Annotated in this window: 13 protein-coding genes; all 13 read right to left on the reverse strand. The window is 64.7% G+C overall.

Annotated features, from left to right (window positions below):
• Nucleotides 1–35: 35 nt before the first annotated feature.
• Nucleotides 36–599 (reverse strand): alkyl hydroperoxide reductase subunit C, encoded by a 564-nt coding sequence (gene ahpC, locus O0881_RS28555; protein ID WP_077398190.1) that lies wholly within the window; start codon nucleotides 597–599, stop codon nucleotides 36–38.
• Nucleotides 600–794: 195 nt separating this feature from the next.
• Nucleotides 795–1,187, reverse strand: a complete 393-nt coding sequence (locus tag O0881_RS28560) for a DUF3597 domain-containing protein (RefSeq protein ID WP_099666109.1) — start codon at nucleotides 1,185–1,187, stop codon at nucleotides 795–797.
• A gap of 170 nt (nucleotides 1,188–1,357) precedes the next feature.
• Nucleotides 1,358–4,201, reverse strand: coding sequence for an EAL domain-containing protein (locus O0881_RS28565; RefSeq protein ID WP_289914036.1), 2,844 nt, complete (start codon nucleotides 4,199–4,201; stop codon nucleotides 1,358–1,360).
• Between the two features lie 134 nt (nucleotides 4,202–4,335).
• Entirely contained in the window at nucleotides 4,336–4,728 is a 393-nt protein-coding gene (rbsD, locus tag O0881_RS28570) for a D-ribose pyranase (protein WP_099666108.1), read from the reverse strand.
• A 13-nt stretch (nucleotides 4,729–4,741) separates the two neighbouring features.
• Nucleotides 4,742–5,650: a ribokinase gene (gene rbsK / locus O0881_RS28575; RefSeq protein ID WP_289914037.1), complete on the reverse strand. Its 909-nt coding sequence runs from the start codon at nucleotides 5,648–5,650 to the stop codon at nucleotides 4,742–4,744.
• On the reverse strand, nucleotides 5,647–6,705 hold the full coding sequence (locus O0881_RS28580; RefSeq protein ID WP_289914038.1) for a LacI family DNA-binding transcriptional regulator: 1,059 nt from the start codon (nucleotides 6,703–6,705) through the stop codon (nucleotides 5,647–5,649). Before O0881_RS28580 ends, rbsK begins: the two co-directional genes overlap by 4 nt.
• 14 nt (nucleotides 6,706–6,719) lie before the next feature.
• The gene (locus O0881_RS28585; protein WP_289914039.1) at nucleotides 6,720–7,691 is read right to left on the reverse strand and encodes an ABC transporter permease; all 972 of its coding nucleotides are present in this window, start codon (nucleotides 7,689–7,691) and stop codon (nucleotides 6,720–6,722) included.
• Nucleotides 7,692–7,709: 18 nt separating this feature from the next.
• Nucleotides 7,710–9,260 (reverse strand): sugar ABC transporter ATP-binding protein, encoded by a 1,551-nt coding sequence (locus O0881_RS28590; RefSeq protein WP_289914040.1) that lies wholly within the window; start codon nucleotides 9,258–9,260, stop codon nucleotides 7,710–7,712.
• Between the two features lie 84 nt (nucleotides 9,261–9,344).
• Entirely contained in the window at nucleotides 9,345–10,280 is a 936-nt protein-coding gene (locus O0881_RS28595; RefSeq protein WP_257219069.1) for a sugar ABC transporter substrate-binding protein, read from the reverse strand.
• 232 nt (nucleotides 10,281–10,512) lie between these two features.
• Entirely contained in the window at nucleotides 10,513–11,394 is an 882-nt protein-coding gene (locus O0881_RS28600) for an EamA family transporter (RefSeq protein ID WP_289914041.1), read from the reverse strand.
• Between the two features lie 164 nt (nucleotides 11,395–11,558).
• Nucleotides 11,559–12,647 carry a zinc ribbon domain-containing protein gene (locus tag O0881_RS28605; RefSeq protein ID WP_289914042.1) on the reverse strand — a complete coding sequence of 363 codons (1,089 nt, stop codon included), beginning with the start codon at nucleotides 12,645–12,647 and terminating at the stop codon, nucleotides 11,559–11,561.
• A 9-nt stretch (nucleotides 12,648–12,656) separates the two neighbouring features.
• On the reverse strand, nucleotides 12,657–13,787 hold the full coding sequence (locus O0881_RS28610) for a zinc ribbon domain-containing protein (RefSeq protein WP_289900537.1): 1,131 nt from the start codon (nucleotides 13,785–13,787) through the stop codon (nucleotides 12,657–12,659).
• Between the two features lie 65 nt (nucleotides 13,788–13,852).
• Nucleotides 13,853–14,578 (reverse strand): hypothetical protein, encoded by a 726-nt coding sequence (locus tag O0881_RS28615; protein ID WP_289914043.1) that lies wholly within the window; start codon nucleotides 14,576–14,578, stop codon nucleotides 13,853–13,855.
• Nucleotide 14,579 lies beyond the last annotated feature (1 nt).

Consider the following 14,579-nt stretch of genomic DNA (forward strand, 5'->3'; position numbering starts at 1 on the left):
CTTGTTTGCTGCTAGATGTTGCAAGGTTTCAAGACTTAGATCTTGCCAACCAGGTCCAGCGATGGGGTCAGGGTCGCTGCGCCTTCCGTCCATTTGGCTGGGCACACTTCGCCTGGGTGGTTCGCCACGTACTGAGCGGCTTTGACTTTGCGCAACAGTTCCGCTGCGTCACGGCCGATGCCGTTGTCATGCACTTCCAGCACTTTGATGAAGCCGTCAGGATTGATGACGAAGGTACCGCGCAGTGCCAGGCCTTCTTCTTCGATCATGACTTCGAAGTTGCGCGACAGGGCACCGGTTGGGTCGCCGATCAGTGCGTATTGCACTTTCTTGATCGCGTCCGAGGTGTCGTGCCAGGCTTTGTGCGCGAAGTGGGTATCGGTCGAGATACCGTAGACATCGACGCCCAGTTTCTGGAATTCAGCGTGGTGATCGGCCAGATCTTCCAGTTCGGTTGGGCAAACGAAGGTGAAGTCGGCTGGGTAGAAGACGAATACCGACCACTTGCCTTTCAGCGACGCTTCCGTCAGGTCGACGAATTTGCCATTGTGGTAAGCGGTTGCCTTGAATGGTTTAACTTGGGTATTGATCAGCGACATAGTCATTTCCTCTCGTGTGGTGAATCAGTAAGACTCTAGTGTAAGGGGTTTTAACCCATATGCAAAATTGATTGTCGCAATAGTTTCAATTAGTTTTAGCTATCATGACACCATGGGAACTCCATGATAGGCAGTTCCCACGGGATTGGATAGCGGTGACAGTGGATACCCCTGCCGCCGCCAGGTGTTCAGTTCTTAATTCTTCAGCTCTTCCGGTACCTTGCCGCCGTTTTCCGCCAGCTTGATCATCACCTGGCGGTGCAGCCAGATATTCATGCTGGCCGAATCGTTGGTGTCACCCGTGAAATGCAGTTCTTGTGCCAGTTCCTTGCGCGAAGCCAGGCTGCTGTCCAGTTGAAGCAGTTTCATCAGGTCAACGATGGACGTGCGCCAATTGAGTTTTTCCGCGTTCTTGCTGGCCAGGTCGACCAGCACCACTTCCACGTCCACCACCGGCACGGCAGCCGCTGGTGCAGCGGCCGGTGCGGCGGCCGCTGGTGCGTCGGTAGCGGCGGCTGGCGTGGCTGCCGGGGCAGCGTCGGACGAATGGTGGAAGATCTTGTTGTAGATATTGCTGAAAATGCCCATGAGGTCACCTCGAGTTGAGTGAATGGAAGAAATACTGCCTGCGCTCCCGGTGTAGGTACCGGTGACAGCAAAGCCGGGCGCAGGCGCCAGCCCGTCGAGTATAAGCCCGTTCAAGCCGGGAGCCCTGTCCCGCAGGCGTGCATGCCATCTGGTGGCAGGCGATGCCTGTTTCAAGGGTGCAAGGGGCGCTGTGCGCGCAGCAGCGCGTCGAACGCTTCGATGGCCAGCGGCGGCGCAAACAGCTCGCCTTGCGCAAAATCGCAGCCGATCTCCAGCAGCCGCGCGCGCTGCTCATCGGTCTCCACCCCTTCGGCAATCACCCGCAAGCCCAGCTTGTGGGCCATGGTGACGATGGCTTCGCACAGCACCAGCTCGCTGGCGCCGGGCGCCAGCTTGCGCACCAGCACGCCGTCGAGCTTCAGGTAATCGATGCCGCATTGCTGCAATTGCGTCAGCGAAGCATGGCCGCTGCCGAAGTCGTCCAGGGCGATCTGCAAGCCCGCTTCGCGCAAGTGCTGCAAGCGGGGCGCCATGCTGGTGCCGCCAGGTAAAAGCACATCTTCACGCATGTCGAGCACGATGGCCGAGGCCGGCACACCGAGCGCCGCCAGCTGGCGCAGCCAGGTGCCGGGCGCCTCGACTTCGCGCTGCAATTCCAGCGACGACTGGTTCAGGCACAGTTGCAGCCCCGGCAAGCCGATGGCATGGCCTTGCGCACGCCAATGCAGCAGTTGCGCCGCCGCCGTGCACAGCACCCAGTCGCCGATCTCCACGATCAGGCCGCTGCTTTCGGCCAGCGCGAGGAAATCCGGCGGACACACGAGGCCCCGTTGCGGATGGTGCCAGCGCAGCAAGGCTTCCGCCTTCTCGATGCGTCCGCCATGCAGCGCGACGATGGGCTGGTAATACAGCTGCATCTGCTGTTCGCGCAGGGCCGTGCGCAAGTCCGCCCCCAGGCGCATGCGGTTGACGGCCGCCACCTGCATGGCGGGCGTAAAGTAGCTGTAGCGGTTGCGCCCCGCTCCTTTCGACACGTACATGGCCTGGTCCGCGTGCTTGAGCAATTCCTCGATGGTGCCCGCGTCGTCCGGATACAGGGTAATGCCGATCGAGGCCGAGACGAACGCCTGCTCCTGCCCCAGCAGGAATGGCGCCAGCAAGCCGTCGAGTATCTGCCGCGCGATGCGGTCGACTTGCTGCAGATCATCGAGGTCGGACAGGATCACCGTGAATTCATCGCCGCCCAGGCGCGCCACCGTGTCCGTCTCGCGCACGCCCACGCGGATGCGCCGCGCCGCCTCGATCAGCAGGATATCGCCCTGGTGGTGGCCGAGGGTGTCGTTGACTTCCTTGAAATGGTCGAGATCGATGAACAGGATGGCCACGCGGCTCGTATCGCGCCGCCCCTGGGCCAGCGCCTGGCGCAGGCGTTCGTGGAACATGCGCCGGTTCGGCAATTGCGTCAGGGTATCGAAGTTGGCTTGCTGCCAGATCAGCGCTTCCGTTTGCCGCTTGTCCGTCACGTCTTCCAGCATGCACAGGTGGTGCGGGCCGCCATGGCGCGCCGTGGCGATGGCCGTCACCGAGGCGTCGACCCACACCACGCCGCCATCGGGCCGGACGATCCGCTTGGCGTGGCGAAAGCCCTGCAGGCTACGCGCCAGCAACTGCGCCACCTGCTCCTGCTCGCCGGGCACATCGTCGGGATGGCTGATTTCCATCCAGCTCGTTTGCTTCATGTGTTCCAGGCTGCGCCCGCTGATGGCCAGGTAGCGCGGATTGATGTCGAGAAACTGTCCGCTCACGGTATCGATCAGGGCGATGCCCATGGGCGCTTCCTCGAACATGGTGCGAAAGCGCAATTCCCCCTGGCGGATGGTTTCCTCCGTGCGGCGGCGCTCGCGTGCCAGGTTGTTGAAGTGAAAGGCCGCCGACACGGCCAGCAAGCTGCCCGCCAGGCCCAGCGACAGGTATAGCCAGCCCAGGTCGGCGCCCGGCACGGGACGGTACAAAAAACCCTTGTAGGCGCGGCTGTCCGTGGCATTGCGCGGCAGCACGCCCATGCTGGCATACGTGTCGGCGATGTGCTGCCAGCGCTGGGGATTCATGTAGCCGAGCTCCACCAGCACGGGCTGCAGCAGCAATTCCATCTGCTGCGCCTCGTACAGCAGGTGCGCGCGGTCGTGGCGCTGGCTGTATTTGACGTGGATCAGTTGCGCCATTTCCTCGCGGTGCGCCATCGCGTATTGCCAGCCGCGCAGGCTGGCCGCGCGGAACGCTTTCACGCGCTCGGGATGGCGGCGCAGTTCGTGCTCGCTGGTAAACAGGTTGTCGCCGTAGAAATCGATGCCGGCCGTGCGCGGCGTGAACTGGTAATAGGGAAAGCCCGCCCGGTCCAGGTAGTCCGGTTCGTTGGTGGAATACGCGGCGACGGCGTCGACCTTGCCATCGATCAAATCTTCGATGCGGTAGCTGGGCGGCAAGTGGCGCATCTGCTGCGGCGCGACGCCCATTTTCGCCAGGAACAGCGACACTTCATCGGCGGCAAGGGCCACGTCGCCGGCCGCGCCGATCATCACGGGCGCCCCCACCAGCTTGCGCACGTCGGGCGCGCCGCCCTGCTGGCGCATCAGCAGCACGCTGGGCGAATGCTGGAACACGACGGCCAGCACCACCAGGGGCTTGCCGGCCAGCCGGCTGAGCAACAAAGTGCTGTTGCCCACGCCATACTCGGCCTGGCCCGCCAGCACGGCCGCCTCGGCCAGCGGCCCGCCGCCCCCTTCGACCAGCCTGACGTCCAGCCCCGCTTCGCGGTAATAGCCTTGCTCGATGGCCGCGTAATAACCGGCAAACTGGAACTGGTGCGTGAAATTGAGTTGCAGGGTAACGGGTTCCAGCGCCCGGGCTGGTGTGGCCAGGCACAGCAGCAGGAAGACAAAGCCGCGCCAGGCGCGCGCCAGCCTGCCGGCGAGCGGCAAGACAAGGCGGAAAGCGTCGCGGGCTTTCATCGGCATGGCGGAACACCACAGGAAGCTGCCGAGCTGGCAGGGGTAAGGCTATTGTAGCCGCCCCTTTTGCCAATGGATAACTATTTCAGTGAGGACAATAGCGTTGATGTTTTTGGCAAACAATGTCGCCATTGTTTGCGCTAGAACACGACGCCGGCCACCAAAATGATGTTGGCGTACGGACTGCACTCGCCCGTGCGCACGATGGCGCGCGCGCCCTTGCTCAATTGCTTGAACTCCTCATGCGTCACCTGGCGCGCATCGGGCAGGGACAAGGCCGCCACCTGCGCCGCCATGGCTGGATTGTGCTGCGGCAACTCGCTGGCGAGCAAATGGTATTCCACCTGCATTTCAGTCAATACCGTGTTGACGGTATCGATGAAGCCAGGGATGCCGCGCGTCAGGGCCAGGTCGATCAGGGGCACGCCCGGCTGCGACGGCAAGCCCGCGTCGCCGATGACGAGCATGTCGCCATGGCCGAGCGACGCGATCAGTTGCGACAGTGCGATATTAAGCAGCGGTGATTTTTTCATGGGCGTCGTGTCGTTAGAACAGCTCGTGCAAGTGAGGGATCGAGGTTTGCGCGCCGGGCTTGGTGACGCTCCAGGCGGCCGCGCGCTGGCCTTGCTGGATCGCTTCCGCCTCGTCCATGCCGGACGCCAGGCCCGCCACAAAACCGCCGATGAAGGTGTCGCCGGCGGCCGTCGTGTCGACGGCTTGCACCACTTCGGCGGGGAAGGTGTAATCGCCGCCGTACAGGGCCGCATGCACGCCCTTGGAACCGAGGGTAATGATGACGTTGTCGCTGCCCAGCTTTTGCAGCGCGGCGGCCAGCGCCTTGGCATCCGCGCCATCCGGGCTGACGCCGGCCAGCATGGCCGCTTCGATTTCATTCGGTATCAGGTAGTCGACCAGTTCCAGCACGCCGTCCGGCAAGCTGGCCGCCGGGGCCGGGTTCAGCACCACGGTCTTGCCCAGCGAACGGGCCAGCTTGATCGCATGCACGACGGTGGCCATCGGCGTTTCCAGCTGCAGCACGACGATATCGGCCTGTTCGATCAAGCCTTGCGCCGCATCAATGTGTGCCGGGCTCAACAGATCGTTGGCACCGCCGGCGATGACGATGCTGTTCTGGCCATTGTCATCGACAAGAATCGAGGCGATGCCGGACGCCACGCCCGGCAAGGTGGTGATGTGGCTGTCGATGATGCCGTCGCCCACCAGCGCGGAGCGCAACGTCGCGCCGAACGCGTCGTCGCCCACGCAGCCCACCATGGCCACTTGCTGGGCGCCCGCCACCTTGCCGCTCAGGCGCGCGCAGGCCACGGCCTGGTTGGCGCCCTTGCCGCCAGGAATGGTGCGAAAGGCGCCGCCCGTCAGGGTTTCGCCGGGGAGGGGCATGCGCGGCACGCGCAAGACCAGATCCATATTGATGCTGCCGATAACCACGATCATGATGTCATTCCCATCAGTTCAGTTGCAGGTGAAGAAGTAGGTGCGGAAGAAGATAGCGTGACGGCCGCGCTGGAGCCGCGCACGTGCAATTCCGGGGCGATGCTGCGCTGCTGGCGCGGCAAGGCGGGGTCGGCGATGCGCGCCAGCAGGCAGGCGGCCGTGATGCGGCCCAGTTCGCGCGTATTTTGCGCCACGCTGGTCAGGGCCGGATGCACGAAGCTGGCCAGGTCGATATCGTCGAAGCCGACGACGGCCAGTTCGCCCGGCACGGCAATGCCGCGCTCGGCGGCGGCGCGCAAGGCGCCGAAGGCCATCAGGTCATTGCAGCAGAACAAGGCATCGGGGCGCTGCTCTGGCGGCAGCGCCAGCAAGTCCAGCGCGGCCGCATAGCCGCCCGCGCTCGTAAAATCGCTGTGGCGGCACAGGGCGTCGGCCAGGACCACGCCGGCGTCCGCCATGGCGCTGCGCACGCCGGCGATGCGGTCGTTGGAAATGCTCACTTCGCGGGGACCGGCGATGCAGGCGAGGCGCCGGCGTCCCAGGCCCAGCAAATGGCGCGCGGCCAGCACGCCGCCGGCGCGGTTGTCGACGGCCACGGCATCGATGGACAGGTCGCTGGGCGCGCGGTCGAGCAGCACGGCCGGCACCTTCATCTTGCGCAGCAATTCGCCGTCGCTGTCGGCCAGCGCGGACAGGATCAGGCCGTCGCAGCGCTTGGTCAGCAGCACGTTCAGGTAATCGCGCTGCTTGACGGGGTCGTCATCGGAATTGCACAAAATGACGCTGTAGCCGGCCGCGTAGCAGCTGTCCTCGATGCCGCGCGCCACTTCCGAAAAATACGGGTTCGTATTGTTGGGAATGATCAGGCCGATGGTGCCCGTGCTGCGGCTGCGCAGGGAACGCGCCAGCGCGCTGGGCACGTAATGCAATTGCTCCGCCGCCGCCAGCACGGCGCGACGCGCCTCGTCGCTGACGGGGCGGGTATTGTTGAGGACGTGCGACACGGTGGTAAACGACACCCCCGCCGCCTGCGCCACTTGCTTGATGGTTGCCATGGGCGATGTGGCGCTTAGGCGCGTTCGCCGCGGCGGCGGTAGGTGTCGAGCACCACGGCGGCGACGATCACCAGGCCCGTGACGATGCGTTTCACGGGTTCCGACACGCCCACTTGCGCCAGGCCCGCTTCCAGCACGGAAATGATCAACACGCCGATAAAGGTGCTGATGACGGAACCGCGGCCGCCCATCAGGCTCGTGCCGCCGATCACCACGGCGGCGATCACTTGCAATTCCATGCCCACGCCGCCGTTCGGGTCGGCCGCTTCCAGGCGCGACACCTGGAACAGCGCGCCCACGCCGGCAAGAAAGCCCATCAGGGCGAACACCAGCACCTTCGACGGTTTTGTATTGATGCCGGACAAACGTACGGCTTCCTCGTTCGTGCCGATGCCGATCCAGTGGCGGCCCAGCACCGTGCGCGTGAGCACCAGGTGGCCGATGACGACGATGGCGATCGAGGCGATGAAGGCGGGCGACAGGCCGAACGCGATCGGCGAGCTGATGCCGTCAACGGCGCTGCCGATGTATTCCGTGCGCGAGTTCGTCACTTGATACGCCATGCCGCGCGCCATTTCCAGCACGCCCAGCGAGACGATGAACGAGGGAATGCGCCAGCCGACGGAAATGAGGCCCGTGGTGGCGCCGCACAGGGCGGCGACGAACATGCCCAGCAGGGCCGCGCTCCACACGGGCCAGCCCCAGTGCACAACGGCCAGCGACAGCACGGACGCAGCCAGCGCCATCACGGAACCGACGGACAAATCGATGCCGCCGATGATCAGCACGAACGTCATGCCGACGGCCATCACCACCAGGGTCGGGATATTGTTCGACAGGGTGCTGAGGGTGGCGAGCGTGAAGAAGTTTTCGCTGGCAAACGAGAACAGTACGCACATGGCGACCAAGGCGCCGATCAGGCCCGCATAGTTTTTCAGGTCGGCCAGGCTGCGCTGCAGATACGATGGGGAAGAAGTAGTGGTCATGGGAATCTTTCCGGCGGATCAGGCCGCAGCTGGAGTGGAAGTGGGGGTCAAATAGCCGGAGAAGGCGGCCGACAGCAGCGCGTCCTGGCTCCAGGCGCCGCGCTCAAAGGTGTCGACGATGCTGCCGGCGCTCATGACGGCGATGCGGTCGCAGATCAGCATCAGTTCGCGCAAGTCGCTCGACACGATGACGAGGCCCTTGCCCTGGCGCGCCTGTTCGGCCAGCACCTGATAAATATCAAACTTGGCGCCGATATCGATGCCGCGCGTGGGCTCGTCGAACAGCATGACGGGGCAGTCGCGGTACAGCCAGCGGGCGATCACCACCTTTTGCTGGTTACCGCCGGACAATTCCGCCACCGTTTGCGCGCTGTTGCGCGAGCGGATGCCCAGGCGCTGGATATAGTCGTCGGCCACCGTCGCTTCGGCCGCGTCGTTGAGCCAGCCAGCGCCGCTGACGGTGTCGAGCGAGGCCAAAGTCGTGTTGACGGCGATGGACTGGCGCAGCAGCAAGCCTTGGCCCTTGCGGTCTTCCGTGATCATGGCGATGCCCGCTTGCACGGCGGCCTGCGGCGAGTGCAAGGCGGCGGGCGTTTCGCTGTCGCCGAGGAACACGTCACCGGCGTCGGCGCGGTCGGCGCCGAAGATCAGGCGCAGCAATTCCGTGCGGCCCGAGCCGATCAAGCCGGCGATGCCGAGGATTTCGCCGGCGCGCAAGTCGAACGAAGTCGGGTTGACGACCTTGCCGCGCGCCAGGCCCCGCACGCGCAGCAGCGGTGCGCCGATTGTACGGCCGCTCAGGTCGACGGCGTCGTCGGCCGAGCGGCCCACCATCAGGCTGACCAGGTCGGCTGCGGAGTGGCCCGCGATATCGTCGTCGCACACGAGCTGGCCGTCGCGCAGCACGGCGATGCGGTCGGCCACGCGCTTGAGTTCTTCCAGGCGGTGGGAAATATAGATGATGCACACGCCGTCGGCTTTCAGGCGTTCGATTTGCAGGAACAGCAATTCCACTTCGCGGTGCGTCAGCATGGCCGTCGGTTCATCGAGCACCAGCAGGCGGCAAGCGCCAATTAAATTGCGCGCGATCTCGATCATTTGCTGGTGGCCGATGCCCAGTTCGCCGACCAAGGTCCACGGGTCGAGGCCGCCCAAGCCCACTTTTTCCATCTGTTCGCGCGCGTCGCGCTCAAGGCGCGTACGGTCGATGAAGCCGAAACGCTGCGGCAAATTCTTCAGGTACAGGTTTTCCGCGATCGACAGGGTGGGAATCAGGTTGAGTTCCTGCATCACCATGCGGATGCCCAGCGCCTCGGCGGCGCCGCGCGAGGCGGGCTGGTATGGCTTGCCGTCGAGCAGCATCGTGCCCGTGGTGGCTTGCTCCAGGCCGCAGATGATCTTCGACAAGGTGCTCTTGCCCGCGCCGTTCTCGCCCGTCAGCGCCAGCACCTGGCCAGGGGCGAAGCGCAGGCCCACGCCACCGAGGACGGGGCCGACATAGGACTTGCCGATGTTATCGAGCGTTAACAAGGGGATGGCGGCTGGCGCCGGGGGAATGTCGGTGGGCATGATAAAACTCCGCGGTAGTGGCGGCGGGGCCGGCGGCGCCTGCTCGGTGAGCAAGCGGGCGCCGGCCCCGGCGGGATCAAACGATCAGGACTTGGCGCCCTTGGCGACCAGTTCGACCTTGGTTTCGATGACACCACCAAGCTCGGCCTGTTTCTTCTTCTGCGCCAGGGCTTTCAGCACGGTCTCGATGCCGAACACGGCTTGTTGCGAACCGAACTGGTCGGCTGTAGCCAGCACGCGGCCATCGGCCAGCATCGGCTTGATGGCGTTGATGTTGTCGTAGCCGACGACGAGCACTTTGCCCGTCTTGCCGGCCGCCTTGATGGCGGAAATGGCGCCGATGGCCATGTTGTCGTTACCGCACAGCAAAGCCTTGATATTCGGATTGGCGTTCAGCATGGCGGCCGCCACCGTGTTGGCGGGGGCGATTTCCCACTGGCCCGACTGCACGCTGACTACCTTGGCACCGGCTGCCGTCATGGCATCCTGGAAACCCAGGGTGCGCTGCTGCGCGTTGTAGGTGGTGGACACGCCTTCGATGATGCCGACGGGCTCGCCCTTCTTGATTTGCTGCGCCAGGTAATCGCCGACGACCTTGGCGCCCTTGCGGTTGTCCGGGCCGACGAACGGCACGGTGATGCCCTTCTCTTTCAGGGCGCCCGCGTCGAGCTTGTTGTCGATATTGACGACGATGATACCCGCGTCGATGGCTTTCTTCAGCACCGGCACCAGCGCTTTCGAGTCGGCCGGCGCGATCACCAGCGCGTTGACGCGCGAGACGATCATTTGCTCGACCAGCTTGATCTGGCTCGACGTATCCGTTTCATCCTTGATGCCGTTCGACAGCAGGTCATACTTGGCGGCATTCGCCTTCTGATGCGCCTTGGCGCCATTTTCCATGGTCAGGAAAAATTCGTTGGCGAGCGACTTCATCACCAGCGCCACCTTTGGTTTGGCAGGTGTCTGCGCCATCGCCGGCACGGCGGGCAAGGCACATACCAGGACAGCGGCGGCAATCATTTTCAGGCGAATACGGGATGTCATGAGCGTCTCCAGAGTTGTTGGTCAAGCACGTGTACTGCATGCTTTTTAGGAAATTCGTTGCGCGCAAACGTTTGCGCGAAGCGAATAGTGCCTCAATGCCCCATATCAGTGCAAGCAAAACTGTATGTGCGGTGCAGCAAAAAGGGAGCGCCCAGAGGGAAACAGGCAGGCTGATGCCATCAGCCTGCCGGAGGGAAATACGCGGAAGTCAGGACTTTGTTGCGGGACGGGCGCTGGCCCACTGCACCGCCAGCACGCTGGCCAGCACCAGCAGCAAGCCCAGCATCGACCAGCCCGTCATGGCCTGGCCCAGCAAGGCCCATCCCAGCACGACGGCCATCAGGGGGCTGAGCAAGCCCAGCGAGGACACGGCCACGGGCGACAGGCGGGCGATGCCGCGGAACCACAAGGCATATGCCAGCAGGGCGCCGGCCAGGCACAGGTAGGCGTAGGCCAGCACTTGCTGCCAGGACAGTGCCGGCAAGGGCGCGTCGGCCAGCCAGGCGACGGGCGCCAGCATCAGGCCGCCGAGCAGCAATTGCCAGCCCGTCAGCGCCAGCACGGGCAAGTCCGGCTTCCAGCGCCGCGTCAGGTAAGTGCCGGCCGCCATGCAGGCCGTGCCGCCCAGCGCGGCGGCGATGCCGATGGGTTCCCACACCGTGCGTGGCGACAACAGCAAGACGCCCATGCCGGCCACGCCCAGCACGCTGGCGCCCAGGGCCAGGCGGGCGGGGCGGCGTCCTTCCACGCCCCAGGCGAGACCCATCACCAGCAGCGGCTGGATGGCCCCCACCACGGCCGCCAGGCCGCCCGGCAAGCGGTAGGCGGCCACGAACAGCAGCGCCTGGAACACGCCGATATTCAGCGCGGACAGGATCAGCACGCGGCCCCAGTCGCGCCGCGCGGGCAGGCGCCGCATCAGCAGCAGCAACAGCAGACCGGCCGGCAGCACGCGGATCAGGGCTGCCGTGAAGGGCCGGTGCGGCGGCAGCAGTTCGGACGTGACGATATACGTGGAACCCCAGATCAGGGGCGCCAGCGCCGTGAGCAGAATATCGCCCCAGGCGGGGCGGGCAAAGGAAGAGGCCATGAAACTATCTCGACATTAAGATAAAAGACCAGTGTGGGCGCGAACTATCTTGATGTCAAGATAAATACCTGCCTCCCTTGCCTGGTCGGCGGCGAAAAAAAACCCGGCATGGCCGGGCTTCTGGAATGCTGCAAGGCGGCAAGCTGCGCCGCCTGGACAGCTGCTTAATCGCGCATGCGGCGCAGCGTCGTCACCCGCATGCCGCCCATGCTGATCTGTGCCGTGCTGCCATCGTCGCTGACGATAATGTCCATTGCCGTTTCGCCCGCGCCTTCCGGTGCGATCGTCACGGTATTGCCGTTGGTGGTAAAGGTGGCCTTGGTCGAGGTCCCGTTATTGATCACGCTGTCGCGTGTAAATTCCAGGACATTGCCCATCGCCGCCTGCCATTTCCCCACCGCCGGGTGGCCGCCAAAGCTGAACACGCTCTTCAGCTTGTCCAGCATGCCCGCGCCCTGCGCCGCCCGCGCTTTGCCCATCACACCGGTCATGGCCGCCTGGCTCATCTGCGCTTGGTCGATGACTTGCCACTGCTTGTCGACCAGCGCCAGCGGCAGCCGCACCTCCAGGTCGCCGTCCGGCAAGCGTTGCAGGATCAATGCGCGGTCCGGCGACTTGGCGAACCACGCCGCCTCATCGGTCAACGCCAGGGTGGCCTTGGCCATCGCCACCTGCTGTTCGCCCAGGTCGCGCACCTGATCGTAGCCGCTGACCTTGGCCACTTTCACGCCCTTGGCCACGCACAGCTTGTCGCCGCGCAAGGCCGCCTTGCCCGGCGCGGCCAGCGCGTAGACAAATTGCGATTGCGCAACCCAGCCGCCGCTGCCTTGTTCGACGGGTGCGCTGTACAGCCCGCTACGCACAAGGATATCCAGCCATTGCCGAGTAGAACTATCGTACGACGCCACGCGGATCTCTTCCTTCTGGTACGGCAAGTTGGCAAGGCACAGCAACTTGTCGCGCGCCGCCTCGTCGGCCGCCAGGTGGGCATCGATGGCGCGGCTGAAACTGCTGGACGAGGCTGCCTCTGGCGCCAGCAACCACGCCAGTGCGCCACCGGCCACGACGACCACCGCCAGCACGCCGCCGGCAAGGAGGAGGTGGCGCCGCTGCACACCGGTCGGCTTGACGGGCGCGACGGGCGACGGCGCAGGTGCGGGCGACGGCGCGGCGTTTACGGCCTTGCCGCATTCATCGCAAAAACGCGCGCCGGGAACATGGGCGGTGCCGCATTTGGTGCAGAAGTGAGCCATGGCGTGCCTTTACTTGAGTTTATGCGCGCATTCGCCGCAGAAGACATCATCGGATGCGACCGGTGCCTTGCAGCTTGGGCACTGCAGGCTGTCAGCCGGCGCGGCGGCCGGTGCAGCGGCAGCGGCGGGCGCGGCGGGGGCGCTCGCCTGCTCGGCCAGGGCACGCGCGCGCTCGCGCGCTTCCTCGGCTTTTTTCTTGACCGTAGCCAGGCCGTCGTTCAGGCTCGCTTCCGAGGCGCTGAAGTCGACATTGCGCGTGGCGTCCAGGTAAATGATGCACACGCCCTTGGTAAAGATCAGGCCAGGCACTACGGCCGCGGCCGCCATCAGCAAGCCGCCGCCCAGGCCGGCTGCGACGATGTAGCCGGAACCGGAGCCGCCGCGACCCAGGCCCGCAGCCAGCGCATACATATTCATCTCGCCCAGACTGAGGATGCCAGCCGACATGCCCGTGGTCAGCGACACGCCGGTACCGAGCACGCCAAAGATCAGCAGGGCCACAAACGCGGTGATCAGGAACAGCAGCACTTCCAGCAAGATCACGGACACCAGCTTGGTGCGCACGATCTGGTTCAGGCGGGCAATGATCTGGAACACGCTGGCGCCCGACCAGGCGGCGGGGCCGGCCAGCGGCAGCATCACGTAGAACAGCGCAAACACCAGCACGCCCAGCACGATGGCCGACAGCGGGAAGACGACCGCGTACAGCACGGGGCCGAGCACGGGGATCTTGCAGACGAACAAGATGATGGCGATGGCGATCATGGCCGCCAGCACGATCAGAAATTCAAGGAAGACGACCGCGATCAGACGGTGGCTCGTGTACAGCGAAACGAGCACGGCATCCACCAGGCTCATGCCCGGCTGGCCTTGCGCATCGCGCATCAGCAGGATGCCCACGGCATTGGAACCGTAGAACATCACGAGGAAGGCCATCAAGGCGCCCAGGAAGGCCAGCAACGCACTGCTCATGCCGCCGGCAAGCATCGTCAGCACGCCACCGACGAGCACGGCACCGATGAAGGTCAGGGCCAGCAAGGCAATCGCGCGGAAGTTCCTGATGGCGTCGGTCGCTTCGATCAGCGAGCCCACGGCGGAAGAAAAGGGAAGAGGTTTAGCTGCTTCTGTGGAAATGGTCATGTCTAGCCTGAAAGGGGGAAATCGGAAGGGGACGGCCTGCCTGGCCGCCCCGTGGTAGCACGGTGTTAGTAGGCCAGCGCCAGTTGCAGCTCGGATGCCGGCGCCTGGCGCTGGACGATCTGCAGCTTGACGTCCTGGCCACCGACGCGCTTGCTATTCAGATACAGGGCCGTGCGCACCGGGTAAATGCCCTGCGGCACGCCTTCCGGCATGGGAATCGAGAAGCCGCCCTTGTAGGCGCCGCTGCCGTTATTGCTGCTGACCACCTTGCGCACGGTTTTGATCAAGTCGCCATTTGGCTTGTACAGGCTCAATTCCTCTTCCACCAGCGGGTTCGGATCGCGCGTGCCGGCCGCCACTTCGATATACGAATTGGTCTGCGCCTTCTGGCCCGGACGCACGGAGGACGGCGTAAAGCCCGTCTCGTATTTCACCAGGGTCGACTGCTCGGGCAGCTTGCCCTTGTTGGCCACCTTGTAGTCGGTCTGCACCTGCTGCGCCGTCTTGACTTGCTGGCTTTGATAATTCAAGGCCACGCAGGCGAGCGCGCCCAGGCTGGCGCCCAGGGCCGCGCCGCGCACGGTGTTGTTGCCGCCGCCCAGCAAGCCGCCCACGACGGCGCCGATGCCGGCCAGCATGGCCGTATTGCATTCGCCGCTGGCCGCGTCCGTGCCGGCGGTAGTGGTATTGCCGGTGGCGCCAGGGCCGCCCGGCGCGGCGCAACCGGCCAGCATCGAGGACACGACCAGCATCGCCACCAGGGGCTTGGCCATTTGTTTCAGGTTTTTCACG

The sequence above is a fragment of the Janthinobacterium sp. SUN100 genome, assembly GCF_030397705.1.
GTDB lineage: Bacteria > Pseudomonadota > Gammaproteobacteria > Burkholderiales > Burkholderiaceae_D > Janthinobacterium > Janthinobacterium kumbetense.

What these genes read in the sequence shown, in the direction of transcription:
- O0881_RS28585 (WP_289914039.1), bottom strand. Translation starts at nt 7,691, where the DNA reads ATGACCACTACTTCTTCCCCATCGTATCTGCAGCGCAGCCTGGCCGAC.
- rbsK (WP_289914037.1), bottom strand. Translation starts at nt 5,650, where the DNA reads ATGATCGTGGTTATCGGCAGCATCAATATGGATCTGGTCTTGCGCGTG.
- O0881_RS28565 (WP_289914036.1), bottom strand. Translation starts at nt 4,201, where the DNA reads ATGCCGATGAAAGCCCGCGACGCTTTCCGCCTTGTCTTGCCGCTCGCC.
- O0881_RS28580 (WP_289914038.1), bottom strand. Translation starts at nt 6,705, where the DNA reads ATGGCAACCATCAAGCAAGTGGCGCAGGCGGCGGGGGTGTCGTTTACC.
- O0881_RS28590 (WP_289914040.1), bottom strand. Translation starts at nt 9,260, where the DNA reads ATGCCCACCGACATTCCCCCGGCGCCAGCCGCCATCCCCTTGTTAACG.
- O0881_RS28595 (WP_257219069.1), bottom strand. Translation starts at nt 10,280, where the DNA reads ATGATTGCCGCCGCTGTCCTGGTATGTGCCTTGCCCGCCGTGCCGGCG.
- O0881_RS28605 (WP_289914042.1), bottom strand. Translation starts at nt 12,647, where the DNA reads ATGGCTCACTTCTGCACCAAATGCGGCACCGCCCATGTTCCCGGCGCG.
- O0881_RS28600 (WP_289914041.1), bottom strand. Translation starts at nt 11,394, where the DNA reads ATGGCCTCTTCCTTTGCCCGCCCCGCCTGGGGCGATATTCTGCTCACG.
- O0881_RS28610 (WP_289900537.1), bottom strand. Translation starts at nt 13,787, where the DNA reads ATGACCATTTCCACAGAAGCAGCTAAACCTCTTCCCTTTTCTTCCGCC.
- O0881_RS28560 (WP_099666109.1), bottom strand. Translation starts at nt 1,187, where the DNA reads ATGGGCATTTTCAGCAATATCTACAACAAGATCTTCCACCATTCGTCC.
- rbsD (WP_099666108.1), bottom strand. Translation starts at nt 4,728, where the DNA reads ATGAAAAAATCACCGCTGCTTAATATCGCACTGTCGCAACTGATCGCG.
- ahpC (WP_077398190.1), bottom strand. Translation starts at nt 599, where the DNA reads ATGTCGCTGATCAATACCCAAGTTAAACCATTCAAGGCAACCGCTTAC.